The organism is Aquirufa antheringensis, assembly GCF_023921165.1.
GTDB lineage: Bacteria > Bacteroidota > Bacteroidia > Cytophagales > Spirosomataceae > Aquirufa > Aquirufa antheringensis.
The window spans coordinates 850735-875799 of record NZ_CP049835.1; the positions used below are offsets into that span (position 1 = coordinate 850735).

Below are 25065 nucleotides of genomic sequence, written 5' to 3' on the forward strand. Positions count from 1 at the left end.
TATGGTTTTATTTCCGCACGCGAAGATTAATATAGGCTTGTACATCACGAAGAAACGCAAGGATGGATTTCACGATTTAGAGACTTGTTTCTTTCCGGTGCCTTGGACGGATGTGCTCGAGATCACGCCATCAGAAGGGGAATTCACCTTTAGCTCTTCAGGTTTAGACATCGCAGGCGTCATCGAGGATAATCTATGCTACAAGGCTTATGAGCTACTGAGGAAAGACCATCAAATGCCTCCTGTACACATCCATTTGCACAAAATTATCCCCATGGGCGCTGGTTTAGGCGGCGGATCCTCTGACGCAGCATTTACGTTGATGGGCTTGAGAGACCTATTTCAATTGCCTTTAACGAACGAAGATTTACAACCCTATGCGGCAAAATTAGGCAGCGACTGTGCGTTTTTCCTGTCGAATCAGGCGGCTTTTGGCAAAGGAAAAGGGGACAAACTGAGCCCTATCGAGGCAAGCCTAAAAGGGAAGTTTCTCGTGTTATTATACCCAGCAGTGGGCATTTCTACGGCGGAAGCCTATGCGGGGGTGACTCCTGCAAAAGCACCGGTAGATCTGCGCAAGGCCATTTTGAAAGCGGATTGGAAAGAGGCGATTTCGAATGATTTCGAGAAGAGTATCTTCCCGCATTATCCTGTTTTGGCTTCTTTGAAGGAAGAAATGTACACCTTGGGTGCGAGCTATGCAGCGATGAGCGGATCGGGGTCGACGATTTTCGGAATTTTTGACAAAAAAATCGACCCACCTGCAAGATGGGCCGATTATACGGTTTGGAGCGGCTGGGTCGAAAAAGACTAGTCTTTCGCGAAGATCGCTTCTAAGGCTGATGCGCCCTTTGTTACGACTTTTCCTGCCGGTAATTCTTTTAATAATTTGATTCCCGCGTATTCAGGCGTCGAGCTCAAAATCTCCACAGGCACTTGTGCCATGGCTCCATTCGTCATCTCCACGTAGATGAAACCGCCTTTACCCACGCGAGCCAGGCCCGCTTGTGGAATGCTAGGAATTTTTTGAGAGCCTACTTCGATGCGTGCACTCACGAATTGTCCTACCGTGAAGTTCTTTTCATCCGACTTGTTTGCGAAGTGGCCGTGTACAGAGGTGGTGCGATTCGTTAAATCCACTTGTGGGGCGATGAGGAAGATTTTGGCATTCGCTTTTTGACCCTCTGATTCGAATTCGATGGTTTGACCGATGTTTAATTTGGCCAAATCCTTCTCAAACACCTTCAATTCCACGTGCTTGTCTGCCATTCCCACGACCTTAATCAAGACATCAGACGGTGTTACGTATTTCCCGATCGCTAAAAACTGGTCTTGGATATAGCCGTCGATGGGCGAACGCAAAGTCAAAACAGAGCTCAGGTTTCCTTTGGCTAGCGATTTCAAGTCACAGCCTAAGACCTCTAATTTTAGTCCCAAAGCCTTCACCTGCGCATTCACATTGCCTAAATCAGCTTCCGACTGCTGTAATTTCTTTTTTGAACCCACTTCCTCGTTCGTCAACACTTGCTGACGCGATTTCTCGGAACTCATAAAAGTCTGCGAAGACAAAGCCTGCAAATACTCTTGCTGCATTTGGATGAAATCAAGAGACGTCAAGGTCGCTAAGGCCTGCCCTTTCGACACTTTTTTGCCCGGAAGCAATTCATACGTCGTTTTCACGTAACCCGCGATGGGGATTGAGATAGACGCTAAAGATATAGGCGGCACATCGACCACCCCAGTACATTTAACTTCGGTAGACATTTCGCGCTCTTCTAAAGCTCCGAATTCGATGCCCGCGTTCGTCTTCTGTTCTGCGGTCAATTTAATTTCGGTCACCGGCGTTTCCGTGGTGGCCTCTTCTTTTTTCGAGCAAGCCGCTACGCCTAATACAAGGCATAGTGCTGCTAATTTGATTAACTTATTCATTTCCAATGATGGTTTGACGGGTGATAATCGCCTGGTTGTAGGCGTTGACTTCTTGAATATAACTTTCGCGAATCTGCCAAGCTTGCTGCGTATTTTGCAACATCTCGACGTATTCGATTTCTCCCTGCTGATACGATTTCAGCGCGGTCTTCTCTAATAATGCTGCTTGAGGCAAGGCTGTGGAGGTATAATAGGCCAAACTCGCCCGGTATTTCGCCACTGCGGCCTCCGCATTCTTGTAATCCGTTTGCAAGGCGGATTCGGCTTGGATTTTTTGGCTAACAAAAGCCTCCTCCTGTAATTTCGCTGAGGCAATCTTCGCCTTTTGCCCTTTCCCGAAAATCGGAATGGCCAAACCAGCTTGTACGAAGTTTTGGCCCCCTACATTTTCAATGCTCTGCGTCGTAACCCCAATTCTCAGATCCGGCTTCAAGCGTTCTCTTTCGACCGCCGTCAGCAATTTCCCGTGCTCCACTTGCTCAGCTAAAAGTTCGATAGTCGGGTTTTTCGACAGATCTAACCCAGCTTGGCCGGATTCCATGGCCAGCGATTCCTTCCCTTCAATCTCAAATTCGCCCGGTTCATTGATCCAGTAAGCGAGGTTTTGGTAGGCCGTCTTTTGATCCGCTTCTAAGGACAAACGCTTCTGTTGAAACTCCCGCAAGCGCGTTTCCGCCGCCATCAATTCCAAGCGATTCGTCTCGCCTTGTTGGAATTTAATCGTTGCCGCACGCTTCATCAGGGTATATAAACTGTCTTGTGAAGCTAAAAACGTTAGATTTTTCTGCTGTGCCAAAATCTGATAATAATAGAATTTCACACTCGAAGCCACTAAATTCTGCGTAATCTTCAAGCGCTTTTCGCTCAACACTTTCGCCGAGGTCAAGGACTTCACCTGCGCCTTTAACAGCGTAGGCCACGGGATACTTTGGGAAGCCATCACCGTAAAATCCTGACTGTAATAGGTCTGCGTCTTTCCGTACTGCGCATCCACCGTTCCTTTAGGCAATTCTTTACCCGAATTAATCAAAGCCTCCGCGGTTTTAACGTCGGCCAAACCAGTGGCAAGGAGGGCGTTGCGAGTGGAGGCGAGGGAGAGGCAAGCTTTTAGCGACAGGCGGGGGTCGTCGCTACGCGACTTAGTCAATGGGTCGTCACTTCGTGACTTAGTCGACTGCGTCTTAGTCGCCTCCGGCTTAGTCTCTGCAAACGAACTAAACGACATCAAAATAAACAACACTATCATCCCTAAGCCTTTGGCCTTCAGCTTCTGCTCTCGGCGGCCCATCACGATCGAGTAGACGACCGGAATAACGACCAGCGTTAAGAACGTCGCGGTAATCAAACCGCCTATCACCACCGTTGCTAAGGGCCGTTGTACCTCCGCACCCGGCGAGTGACTCAGCGCCATGGGCAAGAAACCTAAAGAGGCCACCGCCGCCGTCATAATCACCGGTCTAAAACGCAATTCCAAACCTTTCTTCAATCGCTCCTCTACACCTAAACCCTCATTGGCTAATTGCTTAAAGAAGGAGAGCAACACAATTCCGTTCAAGACCGCAACACCGAATAAAGCGATAAATCCGATCCCCGCTGAAACCGAGAACGGCATCCCGCGTAACCAAAGGGCAACCACACCCCCGATAGCTGATAAAGGAATCGCCAAGTAGATGATGGCGGCTTCTAAGAAGCTTTGGAAGGTAAAAAACAAGAGTACAAAAATCAGCGCTAACGCGATCGGGACTACTAAAGCCAAACGCGATTTCGCCGCCTGTAAATTCTCAAACGTTCCGCCATAGGTCACGTAATAACCCGCCGGCAAAGTGATCTTATTTTTCATGACTTTTTGGATATCAGCCACCACGCTTTCCACGTCACGACCTCGAACATTAATCCCGATGGTAATGCGGCGGTGCGTATTATCTCTGGAAATTTCTAATGGCGCGTTTTCGTAATTTACCTCCGCCACTTCTTGTAAGGGGATTTGCGAGCCAGATGGCAAGTCGATGTAGAGTTCGCGCAAATTCTGAATGTCTTGGCGGTGAACGGAATCCATTCTAACTACTAAGTCGAATCTTTTCTCGCCTTCCATCACGATTCCGGCCGTTTCTCCGGCGAAAGTCATCTTGATGGCGGAGTTAACTTCGTTCACATTCAAGCCATATTGCGCCATCTTCACGCGGTTGTATTTCACTACTAATTGTGGAATACCGTCGATTTGCTGGACTTTGATGTCGCCTACGCCGTCGATGCTGCGGATATAACGAGACGCTTCGGTCGCGTGATCAAACAATTCTTGGAGATCTTCCCCAAAAATCTTCACCGCAATATCCGATTTTACCCCCGCGATCAGCTCGTTAAAACGCATTTGAATCGGTTGCGTGAACTCGAAATTCACTTCTGGGTAGACGTCTAATGCCTCATCCATTTTGGCCTCTAATTCCTCCATCGTCTCCGCATTTTTCCATTCCGACGGATCCTTTAATTGGATAATTAAATCGCAGGCATTCACGCCCATCGGGTCCGTTGGGATTTCAGAGGCTCCGATGCGGGAAACAATTTGCTTCACTTCCGTAGGAAATTTCTTCAATAACATCGCTTGAGCCGCGGAATTGATTTTAATACTTTGGGAAAGAGAGGCATTCGTAGGCAAAATCGTCTCTACCGCAAAATCGCCTTCGTTTAATTCCGGAATAAACTCACCGCCTAAAGTCATAAAGAGGGCAATACTGGCGCTAAATAGGCCAAAAGCTCCGATCACCACCCACTTGCGTTGCTTCAAGGCCCAATGAATGAGGGGTTGATAGCTGCGGTATAAAAAACCCATAATTCGATCCGCAATCGTGATTTCATGACTGATTTTCTTGCTTAAAAACAAAGCAGACATCATGGGCACATAAGTCAGCGAAAGAATCAATGCGCCTAGAATAGCGAAACTAACTGTTTGCGCCATCGGTCTAAACATCTTGCCCTCGATTCCACCTAAAGCCATAATGGGCAGGTAAACGATCAGAATGATGATGACGCCAAAGGCAGCGGAGCCGAAAATCGCTTTGGCAGAAATCCCCACTTCCTCATCCATCGCCTGCTGACTCAATTCCTCGCCTTTTCGATGGCTGTGGAGCCGGTGTATAATGGACTCCACAATGATGACGGCGCCATCCACAATCAGGCCAAAATCAATCGCCCCTAAACTCATCAGGTTCGCAGACACCCCGAAAATGTGCATCAGCGCAAAGGCAAACAATAAACAGAGTGGAATCACCGAGGCCACGATCAAGCCGGCGCGCAGATTTCCCAGTAGTAAAACTAAGATAAACACGACGATCAAACCTCCTTCGATCAAGTTCTTCTCCACCGTATTGATGGCGCGACCGATTAACACACTGCGGTCTAAATAGGGAACCACGTGAACTCCTTGGGGAAGGGTTTTGCCAATGATTTCCAGCTGAGCCTTCACATCTTGAACCACCTGATTTGCGTTCGCCCCTTTTAAAAGCAACATCACGGCACCTACCGCCTCCCCCTTTCCATTTCTGGTCATCGCACCGTAGCGGATCGCTTTCCCGAAGCCTACTTTGGCCACATCCTTCACTAGAACGGGCAAGCCCGCCTCCCCTCTTTGGGAAACCACCGTATTCTCAATATCCTCTAACGAAGTCAACATTCCCTCCGAACGGATGAAATAAGCATCCGTACCTTTCTCTATATAGCCACCTCCGGAATTCGAATTATTGATCTGAATCGCCTTAAATACCTCGTTTACGCTCACGTTCATGGCACGTAATCGCTCTGGATCTACAGCCACTTCATATTGCTTCAAGTGCCCTCCATAGGAACTCACTTCTACCACGCCCTTGATTCCTAAGAGCTGACGTTTAATGATCCAATCCTGGTAAGTCCGCAAATCCGCAAGGGAATATTGATCTTTAAATGCAGGATCCACCTCTAGGGTGTATTGAAAAAACTCGCCTAGACCGGTGGTGATGGGCGCTAATTCAGGAATGCCAGACCCTTGTAAAAGGTAGGGCTCAGCCGCTTTTAATTTTTCGGCCACTTGCTGCCGGGTCACTTCGGTGGCGACCTCATCCTCGAAAACGACCGTAATAATGGACATACCCATCCGAGAAATGGACCGAATATCCTTTACATTGGGGATCGTTCGTAACGATATCTCCAAAGGATAGGTGATAAACTTCTCCACCTCGGAGGCGGCCAAAGCCGGGGATTGTGTGATCACCTGCACTTGGTTCGACGTAATGTCTGGCAGGGCATCGATGGGCAGTTTGCTCAGCGAATAGCCTCCCCAAAAAATCAGCCCCAGGACAAAAAGCCCGACCACTAATTTATTGCGTATACTGAAACTGATAATGGAATTAATCATGTTTTAAAAATTAAGCTTTGATATAAACGGCTTGAAACCGTACAGAACAGGCGTAATTTTAAAACCGGGGAGGCGCGATTAAGACACGCTCCATCGAGAAATGGTAGTTGTTTTCGTAGAATTCTGAGCGGCGACGCGCTACGATGAGCGCGACAGCACTCATGAAAAAGAAGGTAACTGCGGGCAAAACGAAGCCCATCGCACCTGAGAAATCGAATGAAGGTAAACTCGGATGTTGGGTTGTTTTTGCGTGCTTCGAATCAGCCGCATAATGCATCCAAAGAAAGTCCACAAAACTGAAACCCGCCGGAGCCTGCTTCTTGTGATCTTGAAAATGCTTAACCAGTTCGTTCGCCTTGATGGACTGCTCCATCCCCACCTTGGGCAATAAGCCGCCGGCAAATAGGATCACAAAAAGAACATAAGCCATGACATTTTTCATCCCCCAAATGTAACAAAAATTCGAATTTTTCACCCATATTTATATTTTCATTTTAATTTAAGATGGAATGACGGCCTAAATCATGGATGAAATAAATCTTTTGTGGCATCAGCTCACTGATTCTGAAACCATTATCCGCTCTGGATTGATGGTCATTACCTTGATTGTTTTCGCCGAGAATGGCCTCTTCTTTGCCTTTTTCCTGCCTGGGGATTATCTGTTGTTTTTGACGGGTGTTTTTGGGGGTACCGGCGTGCTGAAAGAGCCATTGAGCTCCCTTTTGTTAAGTATTTTTCTAGCCGCCGTCATCGGTTCCTTTGTGGGTTATTTAGTGGGGCGGTTTTTTGGCAAATCGCTGATGAATAGGCCGGATGGTTGGTTTTTCAAGAAGAAACACTTGGAATCGACCCGAGAATTTTTTGACAAATACGGATTTATGGCGCTGGTGATCAGTCGCTTTTTGCCTATTGTGCGGACTTTCACTCCTATTTTAGCGGGAATTAGTCACCTTTCCTGGTACAAATTTATTTTATTGAACCTGGTGGGTGGCGCTCTCTGGGTGGGTATTTTAGTGACCGCAGGTTTTTATTTAGGCCAAAATTTCCCCGGCATCATCAACTACGTACAATATATCATTCTATTCTTCCTAGCAGTTACCACGTTTACGGTGGTGAAGGGATATTTGAAATTGAGAAAATGATCGAGCAATTTGGCTATGTGGCGGCATTTTTAGGCGCAGGAATTCTATTCCTGGGCTTGATCTTAACCCTTGCCCGCTTTATTCGCCCAAATCGCCCCAATGTCGAGAAGAATTCCACCTACGAATCCGGCGAAGCACCGGTAGGAAACGCCAATATTCGCTTCAATCCGCGCTTTTACGTGATTGCCCTGCTCTTCGTCCTGTTCGAAATCGAATTAGTATTCTTATTCCCCACGGCCACCCTATTAAAAGAAAAAGCTCTATCTGTTGCGGCACCGGAATTCCCGATGTATGCGGTATTCGAGATTTTATTATTCGTGGGAATCCTGGCTTTGGGACTCGCTTTTGCTTGGGTAAAAGGGTATTTAAATTGGGAAAAACCAGAAACGGCTGCGGAGAAATTGAACATTCCTATCCCAGACAGCGTTTACGATAACATCAGGACAAAACATTCCGCCCCAAAATAATGGACTACAAAACGCATACACTCACTTCGCTGAACGCTTTTTCCAAACTGTTACTGGATTATCTAGCAGAGAAGCCGGTGTTGAAAACGTTTTACAACAATGGTCCTCGTCTGGAAAATTTCAAAGACCAAATTGCTTCTAAAAGCACTTTCCCAGCGGCTAATCGCGCGATATTACAGACGGTTTTAAGCGAGCAATATGCCGCGATAGGTGCTGAAATGCCAGCGGTGGATCTTCGTGATGAAAATACCTTTACGGTAACCACGGGACATCAGTTAAACATCTATACGGGTCCGCTGTATGTGATTTATAAGTTAGTCTCGACCATTAATCTGGCGCGAAAACTTCAAAAAGCGTTTCCCACTCAGCGCTTTGTCCCTGTTTATTGGATGGCGACGGAGGACCATGATTTTGAGGAGATCAATCACTTCTTTGCTTTTGGGACGAAATACGAGTGGAATACTTCCCAAAAAGGTGCCGTAGGTCGCTTTTCATTGAGCGATTTCCCTCGCATTCCGTTGAGAAATGAGATCTTCGACAAGGCCTATTCAGAGGGAAAAAACCTCTCAGAAGCAGTGAAAATGTATATGCACGCGCTTTTCGGGGCTGAGGGTTTAGTCTGTCTCGATGCAGATGATGCGCGATTGAAGTCGATTTTTGCTCCTATCATGGAGGCGGATTTAAAGCAACAGGTTCACGAGCCGATTGTACGGGCGACGACTGAGAAATTAGAAGCCTTAGGCTACAAGACACAGGTTTCGGCGCGTCCAGTGAACTTGTTTGAATTAACAGATAACGATCGCGTTCGTTTGGAAACAGGGGATTCGGTGGATAGTACGAAAGCTAGCCCGAATGTCATCTTACGTCCTTTGTACCAAGAAGTCATTTTACCTAACCTAGCCTACATAGGCGGCCCGGCGGAGGTGGCGTATTGGTTGCAATTGAAAGGTATATTTGATTTACACCAGGTTCCATTCCCTATTTTATTGCCGCGCAATTTTGCGATCGTGAAGACGCAGAAACAGGCGGAGAAAGCGGAGAAATTAGGCCTGAATTTAGCCGATTTGTTTAAAAATGAATTAGCGCTACGACGTGATTTTGTGGCGGGACGCACGTCACATAAGTTGGATACCGATCAAGAGGCGCAAAATCTGATGCCTATTTTAGCGGAACTGGCCGCTAGGGCAAAAGCCATCGATCCTACTTTAGAAGCTAGTGTGCACGCAGAGCAGGCACGCTGGACGAAAGGTTTGGAGCGCTTAGCGAAGAAATTAAAGCGCGCGGAAGAGCGTAATCAGGGGGATGAAGTGAGACAGGTTTTGGCATTAAAAGAAGCCTTATTCCCTGCTGGAGAATGGCAGGAAAGACATACGAACTTCCTCGAATTCGCGAGTGATTACCCCGATTTTATACACGATTTACTACAGACATTCGATCCATTACACTTCGAATTCTACGAAATAACCCTATAATGCCCGAAAAACTCAGTCCGTCAGACTTCCTCGAAGCCGCAAAAACGTACCAGGTGCTCGATGTCCGATCGCCTGGCGAATATACGCGGGCACGGATTCCGGGAGCGATTTCCTTTCCTATTTTCGATGATGAACAGCGCGCGGCGGTGGGCACCTGCTACAAACAAAAAGGGAAGGACAAAGCGATTGAATTAGGCTTAGAATTCGTGGGTCCGCAACTAGCGACCTGGGTGAAAAAGGCCAAAAAGCTAGCCGTCGACAACACCATCCTCGTCCATTGCTGGCGCGGAGGCATGCGAAGCGGCAGTATGGCCTGGCTTTTTGAGACGGCTGGATTGCAGGTCAAAATCCTCGTGGGTGGCTACAAGGCCTACCGAAACGAGGTATTAGCCATTTTCGAACAACCCATTCCCTTCCGCGTTTTGGGTGGGAAGACGGGATCCGGGAAGACGGAAATCTTGCATGAATTAGCGAAAAGAGGACATCAGGTACTCGATTTAGAAGGAATTGCGCACCATAGAGGGTCGGCTTTTGGGCATTTAGGCCTGGCGGAGCAGCCTACGAGTGAGCATTTTGAGAATGAAGTACACCGCATTTTGTGCGGTTTTGATTACGGCCAGGAGATCTGGGTGGAGGATGAAAGCCGCCACATAGGTCAGGTATTTATGGGGGCATCGCTCTATAATCAGCTCAGAGAGGCTCCTGTCACGTTTTTAGATATTGAACCGGTCTACCGTTTGCCGCACTTAGTGAACGTGTATGCGTCTTATCCGAAGGAGGATTTGGCGACGGCTTTGGGCAAAATAAAGAAGCGTTTAGGCCTGGATCGCTACGCCATCGCGATGGAAGCGCTAGAGGCAGACGACTTTAGTTTAGTCGCGGAAATCACGCTCTATTACTACGATAAGGCCTATATGTACGGTTTAGGCCAAAGAGAAAACGACAAAATCACCCGCATCGAAGTCCGCACGCTGGACCCGATCGAACAAACCGATTTACTTTTAAGCCATGCTTCCTAACGAATTTTTAGATAAGATAGTCGCGCAACACCAGCAGACGCCCCCTTTTCCGGCGACTTCTGACATCAAAAAGTTGTTCACGAAAATCGTTTTGACGCTTTTCCCGGAACAAACGCGACTGCATTTTAAGGAGGTGTCCGAACTGAAAGCCGTGTGGGAAAGCATCGAAAATGGGCTTGAAAGTCTGTTGTATTCGATGAAAGAACAGCTTTCGGAAGATCCAGCAGTCATCGCTCACCGCTTTTTAGGCCAAATTCCAGCCATCTACGACCTCTTGCAAACGGACGTGGAAGCGATGGTGGCGGGCGACCCGGCGGCGACCACTTCCTATGAGGTGATTCGGACCTATCCCGGCTTTTACGCCTTGGCCTTTTACCGCTTAGCGCACGGATTGCACCAGGAAAAAGTGCCGTTGATACCGCGGATTTTGACAGAATATGCACATTCCAAAACCGGTATCGACATCCACCCCGGCGCCAGCATCGGTCGCTATTTCTTTATGGACCACGGCACCGGAATCGTGATTGGGGAAACCACCGTCATCGGAGAACGCGTCAAAATCTACCAAGGAGTCACTTTAGGAGCCCTTTCTGTCGATAAATCGATGGCCTCCACGAAGCGACACCCCACTATCGAAGACGGCGTGGTCATCTACTCTGGAGCCACTATTTTAGGCGGCGAAACAGTGGTAGGAAAAGACTCGATCATAGGCGGAAACGTCTGGTTAACGCGCAGCGTTGCCCCTAACACGAAGATTTACCACCAAGAAAACGTCAAAGTTATCCAAGATTAATATGAGCCAGCTGTTAGATTTAGTAGGAAACACGCCTTTAGTCGAATTATCGCGTTTGAACCCGAACCCGAACGTCAAGATTTTTGGGAAGTTAGAGGGCAACAACCCAGGCGGATCTGTGAAAGACCGTGCCGCGAAAAATATGATCGAAGGCGCCATCCAACGCGGCGAATTAAAGGCGGGAATGAAGCTCATCGAAGCTACCTCTGGTAATACCGGAATCGCGTTAGCGATGATTGCCCGTTTATATGATATCGAGATCGAATTAGCGATGCCAGCGAATTCCACGCGGGAACGCGTCTTGACGATGGAAGCCTTTGGGGCACGCGTGACCTTGACAGAAAGCATCGAATCCGCACGCGATTACGCCGTGGAAAAGGCCGCCAGCGGCGAATTCTTCATGCTGAATCAGTTCGAGAATCCGGATAATTATTTGGCCCATTACAAAACGACGGGACCCGAAATCTACCGCGACACGAAAGGTGCCGTCACTCACTTCGTAAGTTCAATGGGCACCACGGGCACCATTATGGGCACGTCGATGTACTTAAAGGAACAAAATCCAGCCATCCAAATCGTGGGTTGCCAGCCCACAGACGGCTCTAAGATCCCCGGCATTCGCCGCTGGCCTATCGAATACCGACCTAAAATCTATGACCCCTCCCGCGTAGACCGCGTGATGGACATTTCAGAAGCAGATGCGACTGCGATGACACAGGCTCTAGCTAAAGTCGAAGGCGTGTTCGGCGGCATGAGCAGTGGCGGCAGTGTTTTAGCTAGCTTACGCTTAGCGACTGAGTTAGAGGAAGGTGTGATCGTCTGCATCATTTGCGACCGCGGAGATCGCTATTTATCAAGCGGACTTTTCGGGGAATAAATCCCCGCTTTGCGAGATTTCTTTGTTTTTTTTAAGCCAAGATTGGGATTAAATAAAATTATACTTATTTTTGCACTCCCGATTAACGCGGGGAATTGAGGTGGATTAGCTCAGTTGGTAGAGCATCGGATTGAAAATCCGTGTGTCCCCGGTTCGAGTCCGGGATCTACCACTTCAATGAATAAAGACCCTAACAGCGATGTTAGGGTCTTTTGTTTTATCAGTAAACTGATAATTAATTTTTAGCATAGGATTCAATAGGCAGAAAGTCTAGATTTAGGCAGGTTTAAAGACCTACCAAACACCTAACCACCTAATACCTATGTACTACCTTCGCCTGCCATTCCTTGGGATGGCCCTTTTGCTCTTGCTAAACTCCTGCGAACGTCATTCTATCATCGAACCCCTCGATCCACATCAAGACTTAAAACAATGGTATGCATTTAGCAGAATAACCCACACTAATGAGCCCGTGTTGTGGAATTATACCACTCCTTTTACGATGCCAGACGGCTCACAGGCTTTTCAAATACCCGTGATGTCAAAAATGGGAATGAAGGATTTGATTATTTATTCAGAAAATGGAGTTCAAAAAGGGTTTTATAAATGGTATACTCCTAAGGATGAAACCCATATTAATGTATAGGTTCTCAATATGTTCGATGAGGTGATTCGGGATGGTATTTTAACCAAAACAAAGAAGGTAAGTAATCCGCGAAAAAAGATCAAAAATCTCGAGAATTCCATTCCTAAAATGGCCAACTTAGATTTAGATGAGGTATTCTGCTATGGAGAACGAACTCGACCACCTATGACCCATGATGAGCTGATTGCCATCTACCGAAACAATTTGGGTAATTATGATTCCGCAATCCCCACTTTTTTTGAAGGAGGTGGCGGCGAATCGGGAACAGAAGAGGAAATTATTATTAAAAGGTTTCCCAACACAAAAGATTACGCTGGAGGATTGATTTATACAGGATTACAGGAAACAGAGCTATTTAATAAGCTCAATGAGAATACCCAAAATTATATCAAGACAATAATTTATAACTTTAAAGACGTAAATAATGGAACGTACTGCAAATAAAAACCTCAAGAATCTTACATTTCTTACGCTGTTTTTAGTTTTACCATTGTTTATTTATGGTCAGACTAGAATAATTACTCTAAGTAACCATTTTTCATATAAAGGTAATTCAACCAGTAAACTAACAGTAGATAGTTCATGTCAGTTATTAGTACACGACTTAACTAAAGGGGCATATATTTCTTCTCAAAATGCAACCTGTCATTCTGATATTGGCCTATATCTATATAGAGTAGATTCAAAAGGGAAGATTAATGCAAAAGAGATTATTTATTGGGGCACTTTGGTAGATTCAACGCAGGAAAGTATTCTACAAAATATTAAAATGACCTCAGGAAAGTACCTGAAGCCTAGCAAAAATACGCGACAAGCGGAACACTGGTATCTATTTGAATACATTTCAAATGGATATAAAACTGGGTGCTTCGATCGAAATTGTCGTAACGAACAATCGGTTTTGGAAGACCAACTTAATAACTACAAGTTTATGATTTGGTCAACGATAGAAAAAGTGATAGGACTTACTGGTAAGCTAACTTTCATTGATGGTAATAGCAATGATGAAGCAATTAGAAAAGGGTTAATCAAGCGGGAAGAAAGGAAAGAGATGTAACTAATTCCCTGACTTATACATCCCAATCGCATACAGTGGAATGATCTGGACGTTAGGGATTTGGCCAAAATTCTCCAAAGAGGTTCGAATTCCCTTAGTAACATTCTTTTCTTCTAAGAAGCGATACAAGCTTTGCATCGCGCCTTTCGTGCCTGATTTGACTTCAATGGGAAGAATTTGCCCTTTGTGTTGGATGACATAATCGACTTCAGACTGTGCATTCTTGCTTTCTCTTTGCCAATAATGTAAGTCCCAATTTTCGTAACACGAGGTGTTTTTTATCAATTCAAGCCCTACGAACATTTCGGCTATATTCCCCTTGTTGATGACGGAAAAATCACTCTCCAAGAGCATTTCGGACATATTTAATCCTAAAATACGTTGGAAAATTCCTGTATCGAATAACAAAAACTTCCGCTTTTTCACATTGATCTCCGCCCCCAATGGCAACCCATTACAACTGGAATGCGTAACCGGATATATAATACCCGCTAGGGTTAATAAATCTAAGGCCTGTTTGACTTGTATATTTGTCAGATTAGTATTCCCATAAGTGTAGGTGAACTTATTTCCTACCTGTTGAACAACCAGGTTAAATACCTCTCTAATACGAATAGCGGGAACTCGATCTCGGAATTTGGCAAAATCCGCTTGAATGGATATAACTAAATCGTCTAAAATACGCTGCACCTCTAACATATCTCCATTTCGAACATAAGAACTAACCACTTCAGGCATTCCTCCTATGATTAAAAACTTCTTCAAATAATGGTTCAGTTTTTCGTGAATCAGATCAGGTAGTTCAGCGGCAAATCCAGCGCTCATCACATAATCAATCAGTCCCGTTTCACCATTCGCTAGTAAAAACTCCTGAAGAGATAAAGGGTATAGAAAAATAGATCGAACCCGCCCCACTCCGTAAGACGGAACCTCAGATAAAGCGAATTCCAACAGAGAACCTGCAGCGATTACATGCAATTGAGGCATTTTTTCATAGAAATACCGCAGAGCAGAAATGGCAGGAATGCATGCTTGAATTTCGTCAAAAAACACCAAGGTCTTCCCCTCCACTATAGGGACTTTCAACAAAAGTGTCAGCTGTTCGCACAGTTCAGCGGGGGATATGGATTTCTCAAATAGCGTCGAAAATTCGGGGTTTTCATCAAAATTTACTTCAACGAAATGATCAAATGATTTTGCCAAATGCCTCACAGCCGAGGACTTCCCTACTTGCCTAGCACCCCGTAGCAGCAAAGGCTTCCTATCGCGCTGATTTCGCCACTTTTCAAGCTCTTGATCAATTATTCTGGGGATGTAGTTCATTGTTTTGTTAAAAATCTAAACCAATATTACTACTTAAATGATAAAAATCCAAACCAATAATGAACTCAAAATGATAAAAATCCAAACCAATGTGAAATAAAGGCGCTGTGTTGTGACGCATTTTCAGGTATTGACAAAAAGTGTCAACACCCTAAAACTGCCCATAGTAAAATACATTTTTTTTACTATTTTTAGGAGAAATTACCCCTTATGCGCAAATTCCTACTAAACCTCATTGAACAATTCGGTTACCAAGTCACTAAATTCGATCGCAAGGCCGCTGGGCCTTACGCGGATATTCAGGACAAAACTTTTTGGAGCTTTTACGAGAAATGCCAGCCCTACACGATGACGTCGGTGGAGCGGATGTTTGCGTTGTATCAGGCGACGAATTATGTGATTGATCAACATATTCCGGGGGATTTTGTGGAATGCGGCGTGTGGCGCGGGGGTTCGTCACTAATGGTGGCGCAGGTGTTAGCGCACCGCAGGGTGAGCGATCGCCACCTCTATTTATACGATACCTTTGAGGGTATGTCTGAACCTACGGCGGAGGATGTGGATTTTAGAGGCCAAAAAGCCGACCTAATGCTCGAGCAAACTCAGGACCAGAGGGAGACTTCGGTTTGGTGTTTGGCAAACTTAGACGACGTAAAATTAACGATGTCGAACAGCGCTTTTCCATCAGAAAACATCCACTACGTGGAGGGAAAAGTGGAAGACACGATTCCGCAAATCACGCCAAAAGGCGCCATCGCCCTGTTACGTTTAGACACGGATTGGTACACTTCTACGAAGCACGAATTGATTCATTTATATCCATCTTTAAGCGAAAGCGGCGTTATGATCATCGACGATTATGGCCACTGGGAGGGCTGCCGAAAAGCGGTGGATGAGTATTTCGCAGAGCAAAAGACTTCGATTTTATTACAGAGAATTGACTATACGGGCCGTTTGGCGATAAAAAAATAAACCTATGCGCATCCTATTTTTAACCCTTTTAGCGTTCAGCACATTCGCACAGCAAAAACAACAGAAGCCGATGCGATTGTGGTACGATAAACCTGCGACGTATTTTGAAGAGGCGCTTGTGCTCGGAAATGGGAAGCAGGGGGCGACGGTTTTTGGCGGAACAAAGAGCGATAAAATCTTCTTGAATGACCTGACTTTGTGGTCTGGGGAGCCGATGGATCCCTATATGAACAAGGAGGCCTATAAAAATTTACCGGCGGTTCGCGAGGCTTTGCGTCTGGAAAATTATAGGGCGGCGGATTCTTTGGTCCGTAAAATACAAGGTAAATTCTCGGAATCGTATGCGCCGCTAGGAACCTTATATGTCGACTTTAACCACGATAATCCGACGGAATACCGCCGCGAATTGAGTTTAGACAAGGCAGTTTCGACGGTGCATTACCACGCGGGCACGAACGAAATTCGCAAGGAATATTTCTTCTCGCATCCGGACAATGTGTTCGTGATTCACTTAACGAGTAAGGAGAAAAAAGGGTTGAATTTTACGGTTCAATTTAAGTCCTTATTGCGTTATTCGACGAAATCGACCATTAATCACTTGCACGCGAAAGGGACAGCGCCGGTGCGAGCGGATCCTAACTATGTGCGCAAAAAGGGGAATCCGATCATGTTTGACGATACCAAAGGCACGCGTTTTGCTTCGGATATTTTGATTCAATCGGCGGACGGAAAAGTGCTGAGAACGGATTCGACCTTGCAGATGGTGGGCGGAACGGACGCGACGATTTTAGTGACGATGGCGACGAGTTTTAATGGCTTTGACAAGAGTCCATCGAAGGACGGTTTGAACGAAGATGACTTGTCAGAAAAGCGTTTGCAGGCGGCCAGCTTTAAGGGTGCGGAGCAATTATTGGCGCGCCACTTAGCGGATTACCAGCCGTATTTCAAGCGTGTGAACTTGAGTTTGCCGGCAGACAATGCACCGGAATTGCCTACGGATGAGCGTTTACGTCGTTATGCCAAAGGCGAGAAGGACAACTACCTCGAAACTTTGTACTTCCAGTTTGGGCGGTATTTATTGATTTCGAGCTCGCGGACGCCGGGTGTTCCAGCGAACTTGCAAGGACTTTGGAATCCACACATTCAACCACCTTGGTCGAGTAATTATACGATGAACATTAATGCCGAGGAGAATTATTGGCTGGCGGAAAATACGAATTTGAGCGAGATGCACGCGCCGTTTTTGGGCTTTTTAGAGAACCTAGAAAAGACGGGACGCATTACGGCGAAGACGTTTTACGATGCGCCGGGTTGGGTGGTTCACCACAATTCGGATATTTGGGCGATGTCGAATCCCGTGGGAGATTTCGGAAACGGAGATCCGAGCTGGGCAAACTGGCCTATGGGAGCGACCTGGGCTTCGACCCATTTGTGGGAGCATTATTTGTTCACACAGGACAAGAAATTCTTAGAGGCAAAGGCCTATCCTTTAATGCGCGGCGCGGCAGAATTCTGCCTGTATTGGCTAATTGAAGACAAAAATGGGCGCTTAATCACGTCTCCATCGACTTCGCCAGAGAACAAATTCATCACGCCTACGGGCTACCAAGGCGCAACGGCTTACGGAGCGACAGCAGATTTGGCGATGATTCGCGAGTTGTTTTTGGACTTAATCGCGGCAGAAAAAATACTCCAAAAAGACCCAGCTTTTCAGGCGTCTTTAGAAAAGGCTTTGGACCGTATACTTCCGTATCAAGTAGGCGCGAAAGGCAATCTACAAGAATGGTATTTCGACTGGGAGGACACGGATCCGAAGCACCGCCACCAATCGCATCTATACGGTTTATACCCGGGAACACACGTGACGGTGGCAGAAACACCATCGATTGCCGCAGCAGCTAAAAAGACGTTAGAGATCAAAGGCGACGAGACAACAGGCTGGTCCAAAGGCTGGCGCATCAATCTATGGGCACGTCTGCGCGACGGAGATCACGCGTACAAAATGTACCGTGAACTCTTGAAATATGTAGAACCAGACGGTGTAAAAGTGAACTACGCGCGTGGCGGTGGCACTTATCCGAACTTGTTCGACGCCCACCCTCCATTCCAGATTGATGGAAACTTTGGTGGTTCCGCGGCTGTTGCAGAAATGCTCGTTCAATCCACTCCGGAATTAATTGAAACTCTTCCTGCTTTACCGGCTGCTTGGGCTTCAGAGGGAGCAGTTTCCGGCTTGAAAACACGTGGCGGATTCGAGGTTTCGATGAGCTGGAAAGACGGCAAAGTGACGTCCCTACACCTGAAAGGGATGAAGGGAAGCACGGCAAAAGTGAAGGTGAATGGCGAGATTAAAAGTTTGTTGATAAAAACGGGAGAAGTTCACGTTTTGTGAAGTTTTAGTGGTATGTTTGTGAAGGATTAGTGCTAGGTTTGTTTTTGACGAAACCACCTAACCACCATGAAAGTCCATACACTGTAAGCAGCTACTAATCCCATGAATTCTCCTCTGAAGTACCGCGTTATTGACTCCGATACTCAATACGAAAGCTATTGCGACTTACTCGAAAAACTCGTCTTTAGCACTCACATTACCCCGGCCATTCAAGATGAGATTAATCTCTTGACCTTGCTGATCGAGACCTACGATAAACAAAACAGTACATTCCGGAACCTGGATCCTGTTCAATTATTGAAATCACTCATGACAGAACACCGGATGAAAGCAGCGGATCTCGCACGTAAACTGCAAGTCAGCGAGGGTTTGATTTCCGATATCTTGAAATACAAAAAGGGAATGTCTAAAAAGACCATTCGCGGGATTGCGGAACTATTCAAGATGCAGCAAGAGGCCTTTAATAGAAATTACGCGTTAGTATCGACCAGCGAACTCACCCAATCCTGATACAATTCCGTTTCGATCTGAACGGCCACGGCGGCGTGCTGTTCCCAGTCTGGCCAAGTAGCTTTTAATTGGGAGATCATCTCTTCTAAGTGCCCCTCTTCTTCTACGATGATGGATTTCACTTGGACTTTAGATTTTGTTTCCGTTAATATTTGCTGGTAAATCGGATACAGTTCGTCTGCACGTAATTCGATGGCGTAGGTTACTAATAAATAGGCCGCCCATTTCACGTCGTAGCCGGTTAGGCCTAGTTTTTTCTTGGCATATTGGCTGACACGCAGGTCTAACACGTCTAGGTAGAACCGGGATGAGCGCGGATTAATTAAGAAGGAATCGTCATAGGTCTCGAAGCCGGACGGGACTAATTTGCTGATCTGCTTCTTCAGGTAGTAGGCGTGGCGGTGTTCTTCTGCGGCGTGTTTTAGGATGATCAGGCTGACCTCTTTTTTATGCTCAAATTTGGAAATCTTACGAGCCCCAGAATTTTCCATAAAGGAAAGTGTGTTCAAAAAACGGGCATGGGATTCAGGATTCGCCACTAGAGCGGCGATGGTTTGAGCGGTGTTCATGATTGACTTAGGCAAAATGTGTAGACAAAGATAGGCCAAAGACAAAAATTTTCTATCTTTAATCTCCAACAAAAATCAACGAATGAAAAAATTTCAACCTTTTTGGCTGGGAGCCCTGTTCCTCTTCGTGAGCACGTCTCTCTTTTCTCAAGTCACTTTCCCGATTAATGACGTCGCAAGTCCGTCGAATGGCTATTATGCCTTCACGAACGCGACCATCGTGAAAGATGCAAAAACGACTTTAACCAAGGCGACTTTGGTGATTAAAAATGGTAAGATCGAATCGGTCGGAGCTGTGGCGGTCCCTAAAGACGCGGTGGTGATCGATTGTGGCGGTAAGTACATTTATCCGTCTTTCGTTGATCTTTACAGTGATTATGGGATGAATCCCGTGGCAGCGGGTGGTGGCGGATACCGTTCACCCTCTCAAATGATATCGAACACAAAAGGCCCTTATTCTTGGAATCAGGCCATTAAATCGGAGGTTTCGCACGCGAAATTATTCGAGGTGAATGATGCGAAGGCGAAGGAATTGCGCAAGCTGGGCTTTGGCACGGTTTTAACGCACCAAATGGACGGTATCTCTCGTGGAACCGGCGTTTTCGTGAGCTTAGCGAAGCAAAGAGAAAACTTGGTGGTCTTGAAAGAGAAGGCTTCAGCGCACTATTCCTTTAATAAGGGATCATCTACGCAGGATTATCCGGGCTCGTTGATGGGTTCGATTGCGCTTTTACGCCAAAACTTCTTAGACGCCGCTTGGTACAAATCAAAGCCGGCGAAAGAGGGAACGAATTTATCTTTGGCCTCTTTTAATGAAATTCAAGCGCTTCCACAAATCTTTGAGGTAACGGATAAATGGTCAGCTTTACGGGCAGACAAAATCGGCGACGAGTTTGGCGTTCAATACATTATCAAGGCGAGCGGTAACGAATACCAACGTATCGATGAGATGAAAGCGTCGAATGCGAAATTCATTTTGCCGTTGGACTTCCCTCAGGCGATGGATTTAGAGGATCCGACAGACGCGCGTTTCGTGAACGTGGCGGATATGAAGCACTGGGAATTAGCGCCTACGAACCCGGCGACTTTTGAGAAAGCGGGTCTATCGTTCGCGATCACGGCGAATGGATTAAAAGATGTGAGCAGTTTTATGCCAAATCTCCGCAAGGCGATTCAATATGGTTTGAGCGAGCAAAAGGCGTTAGAAGCTTTGACTTCAACCCCGGCGACTATCTTAGGCGTTTCTGACATGGTCGGAAGTCTGGATGCAGGCAAACTAGCGAACTTCGTGATCACGAATGGTCCGGTTTTCGCTGAGAAAACGACCATCATTGAAAACTGGGTGCAAGGCGATGCGTATCCGATTGCGAAGGAACAATGGAATTCGTTGGCAGGGAAATATGATTTACAATTAGGCGCGAACAAGGCGACTTTAAGTATCTCTGGCGAGCCAGGAGGGTATAAGGTTCAAATTTTGGCCAAAGACACCACGTCCGTCGACTTCTCCCAAAAAGAATCCCTTATTAACTTAAGCTTCACTTCAAAAGCCGACAAAGGCAAGCGTACGCGCTTAACGGGAACGTTCGCAGAGGCGAGCTTCACGGGAACAGGCCAATTAGCGAACGGCGACTGGATTTCATGGAAAGCAACGGCATCGGCTTCGGCAGATACGGTAGCGAAAAAAGCAGGTAAGAAAGAAGATAAATTGGAATTAGGATCCGTCATCTACCCATTTGCGGGCTACGGAACGCCTAAACCAGCGACGGCCGAAACGATCTTGATCAAAAATGCGACGGTTTGGACGAATGAAAAATCAGGCGTTTTAAAGGACAGCGATGTCTTATTAAAGAACGGCAAAATCGCGGCGATCGGCAAAGGATTGAAAGATCCAACGGCGCGCGTGATCGACGGAATGGGCAAACACGTGACGGCGGGGATCATCGACGAGCACTCGCACGTAGCGGGAACCGGCGGCATTAACGAATGTTCGCAATCAGTAACGGCAGAGGTGCGCATCCAAGACGTCATCGATCCAGATGATGTGGACATCTACCGTCAATTGAGCGGTGGTGTGACATCTAGCCACATCTTGCACGGATCATGTAACACGATCGGTGGCCAAACGCAATTATTGAAGTTCCGTTGGGGTGCGAACGCCGAGGGAATGAAGTTTGCGAATTGGGATCCATTTATCAAATTCGCTTTAGGCGAAAACGTAAAACGCTCTTATAATCCATCAAATCCGCGTTTCCCAGACACACGTATGGGGGTGGAGCAGGTGTTGATGGATGCGTTTACACGTGCGAAAGACTACGAAAAGCAAGGTCCTGGCAAGCGTATTGACTTGGAATTAGAAACCTTAGTGGAGATTTTGAACCACAAGCGTTTCATTACCTGCCACTCGTATGTGCAAAGCGAAATCAACGCGATGATGAAGGTGGCGGATCATTTTGGATTCACGGTGAACACATTCACTCACATTTTGGAAGGCTATAAAGTAGCAGATATCATGGCCAAACATGGTGCAAATGCTTCGACCTTCTCAGACTGGTGGGCCTATAAAATGGAGGTGACGGACGCGATCCCGCAAAATGCGTACTTGATGCAGAAGACGGGCGTGAACGTAGCGATTAATTCGGATGATGCGGAAATGGCACGTCGTTTGAACCAAGAAGCAGCGAAATCAGTGAAATACGCAGGTATGTCGGAGGAAGAAGCGTTGAAAATGGTGACGTTGAATCCTGCCAAAATGTTACACGTCGCTGACCGCGTCGGTTCCATCAAGGAAGGGAAGGATGCCGATATCGTGGTTTGGTCAGACAATCCATTATCGATTTATGCAAAATCAGAGCACACCATCGTAGATGGCGCAGTGGTTTTCGATCGCGCGGCAGATTTGATTCGCCAAGCGGAATTGAAAGCAGAAAAACAACGCTTAGTGCAAAAGATGATTGGCGCGAAAAAAGGCGGAGCATCGACTCGTCCAGCGACTCCATCGTACAAGGCGGAGAACGAATGCGAGGAGGATCACCACCACGGAAACAGCATTTGGGACCGTATTTCGAACCGTTGGGCTAACACTGAAAACTAAGATTTAAGATGAAAAAACAGATCATATATACTCTTTTCTTTGCGCTTAGCGGCCTTACGGCTTTCGCACAAGAAACTATGCACCCATCCCCTGCCCAAAGCAAGACCATCGTCATCACCGGCGGTACCATCCACGTGGGCAACGGAACCATCATCGAAAACGGCACGCTCGTTCTCGAAAAAGGTAAAATCAAAACCGTTTCTGCCACTCCTGTGACTATCTCAGGGGACGTTGAGCGCATCGATGCGACAGGCAAGCAAGTCTATCCAGGCTTAATCGCTCCTAACTCGAGCTTAGGTTTAGTGGAATTCGCGTCTACGAAGTCGACCATCGATATCGAGGAATTAGGCGAAATGAACCCGAACATCCGTTCGATCGTGGCGTACAATACCGATTCGAAAATCATCAACACGGTGCGTTCGAATGGCGTTTTATTAGCACAAATCACGCCGCAAGGCGGGATGATCCCTGGTTCTTCTAGCGTCGTTCAATTAGATGCCTGGAACTGGCAAGATGCCGCTTACGCGATGGACAATGGCATTCACTTTAAGATGCCAGCCTTGATTAATCGTCCAGCTGCTTTTCAAAGAAGAGGAGCGAACGCGGATCCAGTGGCGGCGGGGTTGGCGCGCCTCGAAGAGGCGCGGTCCTTTTTTAAGGAAGCAAAAGCATATCTAAACGAGAAGACACATACAAGCACGAACTTGAAGTTCGAAGCTACGAGAGGCTTATTCGACGGAAGCAAGCCCTTTTTCGTGCACTGTGATTTAGTGAAGGAGATGCTAGCGGCGATTAATTTTGCCAAAGAATTCAACTTCAAACTTGTCCTAGTAGGAGCCACAGACAGCTGGATGATTGCGGATATTTTGAAGGAAAATAAGGTGGCGGTGATTTTGGGAGAAATCCACAGCCTTCCCGCTGCAGAAGATGACGCCGTAGATCAGCCGTACAAGACACCCGGAATGTTACAAAAAGCAGGCGTCTTATTCTCTGTAGGCTTCGAAGGCGGCGATGGGAACTGGCGCCAACGCGACCTTCCATTCCACGCTGGAACCATGTCAGCTTACGGGATGACAAAGGAAGAAGCGCTTTCAGCGATCACGCTAAATGCAGCAAAAATCCTTGGTATTTCAGACCGCACCGGCAGTATCGAATCAGGCAAAGACGCGAACCTAATCATCTCAACAGGTGATGTGTTAGACATGCGCACGAGCGTTTTAACTCATGCCTTCATTCAGGGCCGCGCCTTGAATTTAGACAACAAACATTCGCAATTATTTGAGCGGTATAAGTACAAGTACAACGTGAAATAAGTTGAATTAAAGTGTAGTCTAAAAAGTCCTCAAAAGCCGATTTTGTCTTTTGAGGACTTTTTTTGTACCCTCATTGCGGGTCATTATCAGTGTTTTTATAAAGTTTAGGATAAAAGTGTTAATAGTTTTGTTTTTGCATTTATTCTCTGAATATTATCAAAAATAAAACGCTAACCACTAATAAAATATGAAAACCAAACTAGTCTTTTCGACCGTTTTGATCAAGTCCCGCTTGACATTACGGATGACACAACAAGAAGTCGCTTCTGCCGTAGGAGTTTCCCAAAGTGCCTACAATTATTGGGAATCCGGCAAACATTATCCCAACGCCACTAAAATTTACCTCCTCATCCGAGTCTTGAAGATTCCCATTGAGGATGTGTTCTCGGCCTAAAATTTTCTTACCTTTGGGGGGATGATTCGCCTCAGCCTTTTACTCTTTTTGACATTCGTTGCGTGCACCCCCTCCCCGGAGCCGGCCACTCATTTCTACGACTGGAAAAAGGAGCTGAATCGCCTATCATCTTCCCCCCTTTCGGTAAAAAAGACCGTCATCCTCGATGGCACAGCAGAAGTCATTGATTCGGCCCAGGTGGATTTGGCCAAAGAATGGGCCCTCTTCCAAGAAGCCGATCTAAACAAACCTGCCTACGCCCTCAGCTACGAGAATCACAGCGCCCCAGGCCTGATCCTTTACGTGCTGAAAAAAGGCGAAGACCTTCCCGTTCGTTCCTTCCAAATCGCTTTAGACTCAGCCGGCAGACCATCTACGGTAGATTTTGAGATCTCTTCTGAGAATTTAATTTACATTACCTCCAAAAAACTCTCCATGCACCTCATCTCCGGTCGCGTGGTTTCCTACACCATTTCAGGTTCACAAGCTTTGCGCTGGTTCTCCTCGCCTACTCGCTATTCAGTTAGTGGGGTGGTGTTGTAGCGCGGCGCGCTGGTCGTGACTGCGTCACTTAGTCATCGCCTTGCTATTTAGTCGTGGTCGCTTCGCGTAGTCATTGCTACGCAATCTGGTCGTCACTTCGTGACTTAGTCGCGACTTTGTCGCTTAGTCCGGAGTAGATGAATGGGTTAATGCAAACCTGCTAACAATTACC

22 protein-coding genes and 1 tRNA gene are annotated in these 25065 nt (G+C 46.6%); 18 read left to right on the forward strand and 5 right to left on the reverse strand.

Annotated features, from left to right (window positions below; all coding sequences use genetic code 11):
• The first annotated feature begins 1 nt into the window (after nt 1).
• Entirely contained in the window at nt 2-814 is an 813-nt protein-coding gene (ispE, locus tag G9X63_RS03950) for a 4-(cytidine 5'-diphospho)-2-C-methyl-D-erythritol kinase (RefSeq protein WP_252624449.1), read from the forward strand.
• Here the strand turns inward: ispE and G9X63_RS03955 are convergent.
• The 3 genes from G9X63_RS03955 to G9X63_RS03965 are packed head-to-tail and all read right to left on the reverse strand — an operon-like array spanning nt 811 to nt 6755.
• On the reverse strand, nt 811-1929 hold the full coding sequence (locus G9X63_RS03955) for an efflux RND transporter periplasmic adaptor subunit (protein ID WP_252624450.1): 1119 nt from the start codon (nt 1927-1929) through the stop codon (nt 811-813). The genes ispE and G9X63_RS03955 overlap by 4 nt on opposite strands.
• Nucleotides 1922-6313: a CusA/CzcA family heavy metal efflux RND transporter gene (locus G9X63_RS03960; protein WP_252624451.1), complete on the reverse strand. Its 4392-nt coding sequence runs from the start codon at nt 6311-6313 to the stop codon at nt 1922-1924. The genes G9X63_RS03955 and G9X63_RS03960 overlap by 8 nt, the downstream gene beginning before the upstream one ends.
• 58 nt (nt 6314-6371) lie before the next feature.
• Nucleotides 6372-6755 (reverse strand): hypothetical protein, encoded by a 384-nt coding sequence (locus tag G9X63_RS03965; RefSeq protein WP_130895846.1) that lies wholly within the window; start codon nt 6753-6755, stop codon nt 6372-6374.
• Nucleotides 6756-6837: 82 nt separating this feature from the next.
• Here G9X63_RS03965 and G9X63_RS03970 point away from each other — a divergent pair, with 82 nt between their 5' ends.
• From G9X63_RS03970 to G9X63_RS04015, 10 genes are all read left to right on the forward strand, one after another.
• A complete protein-coding gene (locus G9X63_RS03970; protein WP_130895845.1) occupies nt 6838-7455 on the forward strand; it encodes a DedA family protein in 618 nt (205 codons plus the stop codon).
• Nucleotides 7452-7922 carry an NADH-quinone oxidoreductase subunit A gene (locus G9X63_RS03975; RefSeq protein ID WP_252624452.1) on the forward strand — a complete coding sequence of 157 codons (471 nt, stop codon included), beginning with the start codon at nt 7452-7454 and terminating at the stop codon, nt 7920-7922. Before G9X63_RS03970 ends, G9X63_RS03975 begins: the two co-directional genes overlap by 4 nt.
• Nucleotides 7922-9394, forward strand: coding sequence for a bacillithiol biosynthesis cysteine-adding enzyme BshC (locus G9X63_RS03980; protein ID WP_252624453.1), 1473 nt, complete (start codon nt 7922-7924; stop codon nt 9392-9394). The genes G9X63_RS03975 and G9X63_RS03980 overlap by 1 nt, the downstream gene beginning before the upstream one ends.
• On the forward strand, nt 9394-10413 hold the full coding sequence (gene mnmH, locus G9X63_RS03985; RefSeq protein ID WP_252624454.1) for a tRNA 2-selenouridine(34) synthase MnmH: 1020 nt from the start codon (nt 9394-9396) through the stop codon (nt 10411-10413). Before G9X63_RS03980 ends, mnmH begins: the two co-directional genes overlap by 1 nt.
• Entirely contained in the window at nt 10403-11206 is an 804-nt protein-coding gene (locus tag G9X63_RS03990; RefSeq protein ID WP_130922223.1) for a serine O-acetyltransferase, read from the forward strand. Before mnmH ends, G9X63_RS03990 begins: the two co-directional genes overlap by 11 nt.
• 1 nt (nt 11207) lies before the next feature.
• The gene (gene cysM / locus G9X63_RS03995; RefSeq protein WP_252624455.1) at nt 11208-12083 is read left to right on the forward strand and encodes a cysteine synthase CysM; all 876 of its coding nucleotides are present in this window, start codon (nt 11208-11210) and stop codon (nt 12081-12083) included.
• 99 nt (nt 12084-12182) lie between these two features.
• A tRNA-Phe gene (locus G9X63_RS04000) sits at nt 12183-12255 on the forward strand.
• 150 nt (nt 12256-12405) lie between these two features.
• Nucleotides 12406-12729, forward strand: a complete 324-nt coding sequence (locus G9X63_RS04005) for a hypothetical protein (RefSeq protein ID WP_252624456.1) — start codon at nt 12406-12408, stop codon at nt 12727-12729.
• A gap of 108 nt (nt 12730-12837) precedes the next feature.
• A complete protein-coding gene (locus tag G9X63_RS04010; RefSeq protein ID WP_252624458.1) occupies nt 12838-13173 on the forward strand; it encodes a hypothetical protein in 336 nt (111 codons plus the stop codon).
• Nucleotides 13154-13786, forward strand: a complete 633-nt coding sequence (locus G9X63_RS04015; RefSeq protein WP_252624460.1) for a hypothetical protein — start codon at nt 13154-13156, stop codon at nt 13784-13786. Before G9X63_RS04010 ends, G9X63_RS04015 begins: the two co-directional genes overlap by 20 nt.
• Here the strand turns inward: G9X63_RS04015 and G9X63_RS04020 are convergent, their stop codons facing one another.
• Nucleotides 13787-15109 carry an ATP-binding protein gene (locus tag G9X63_RS04020; RefSeq protein ID WP_252624461.1) on the reverse strand — a complete coding sequence of 441 codons (1323 nt, stop codon included), beginning with the start codon at nt 15107-15109 and terminating at the stop codon, nt 13787-13789. It abuts the gene before it with no gap.
• A gap of 210 nt (nt 15110-15319) precedes the next feature.
• On the opposite strand from G9X63_RS04020, the gene G9X63_RS04025 reads away from it, so the two are divergent.
• The 3 genes from G9X63_RS04025 to G9X63_RS04035 all read left to right on the forward strand — a co-directional run bounded on the left by G9X63_RS04025 (nt 15320) and on the right by G9X63_RS04035 (nt 18983).
• On the forward strand, nt 15320-16081 hold the full coding sequence (locus G9X63_RS04025; protein ID WP_252624462.1) for a TylF/MycF/NovP-related O-methyltransferase: 762 nt from the start codon (nt 15320-15322) through the stop codon (nt 16079-16081).
• Nucleotides 16082-16085: 4 nt separating this feature from the next.
• Entirely contained in the window at nt 16086-18473 is a 2388-nt protein-coding gene (locus tag G9X63_RS04030) for a glycoside hydrolase family 95 protein (RefSeq protein WP_252624463.1), read from the forward strand.
• A 102-nt stretch (nt 18474-18575) separates the two neighbouring features.
• Nucleotides 18576-18983 carry a helix-turn-helix domain-containing protein gene (locus tag G9X63_RS04035; RefSeq protein WP_252624464.1) on the forward strand — a complete coding sequence of 136 codons (408 nt, stop codon included), beginning with the start codon at nt 18576-18578 and terminating at the stop codon, nt 18981-18983.
• Here G9X63_RS04035 and G9X63_RS04040 read toward each other — a convergent pair.
• Nucleotides 18944-19552, reverse strand: coding sequence for a hypothetical protein (locus G9X63_RS04040; RefSeq protein ID WP_252624465.1), 609 nt, complete (start codon nt 19550-19552; stop codon nt 18944-18946). The genes G9X63_RS04035 and G9X63_RS04040 overlap by 40 nt on opposite strands.
• 82 nt (nt 19553-19634) lie before the next feature.
• On the opposite strand from G9X63_RS04040, the gene G9X63_RS04045 reads away from it, so the two are divergent.
• The 4 genes from G9X63_RS04045 (at nt 19635) to G9X63_RS04060 (ending at nt 24893) form a co-directional block, all read left to right on the forward strand.
• Entirely contained in the window at nt 19635-22643 is a 3009-nt protein-coding gene (locus G9X63_RS04045; protein ID WP_252624466.1) for an amidohydrolase family protein, read from the forward strand.
• An 8-nt stretch (nt 22644-22651) separates the two neighbouring features.
• Nucleotides 22652-23956, forward strand: a complete 1305-nt coding sequence (locus G9X63_RS04050) for an amidohydrolase family protein (protein ID WP_252624467.1) — start codon at nt 22652-22654, stop codon at nt 23954-23956.
• A gap of 187 nt (nt 23957-24143) precedes the next feature.
• A complete protein-coding gene (locus G9X63_RS04055) occupies nt 24144-24350 on the forward strand; it encodes a helix-turn-helix transcriptional regulator (protein WP_130895831.1) in 207 nt (68 codons plus the stop codon).
• Between the two features lie 21 nt (nt 24351-24371).
• Nucleotides 24372-24893 carry a hypothetical protein gene (locus G9X63_RS04060; RefSeq protein WP_130895830.1) on the forward strand — a complete coding sequence of 174 codons (522 nt, stop codon included), beginning with the start codon at nt 24372-24374 and terminating at the stop codon, nt 24891-24893.
• Nucleotides 24894-25065: the final 172 nt, after the last annotated feature.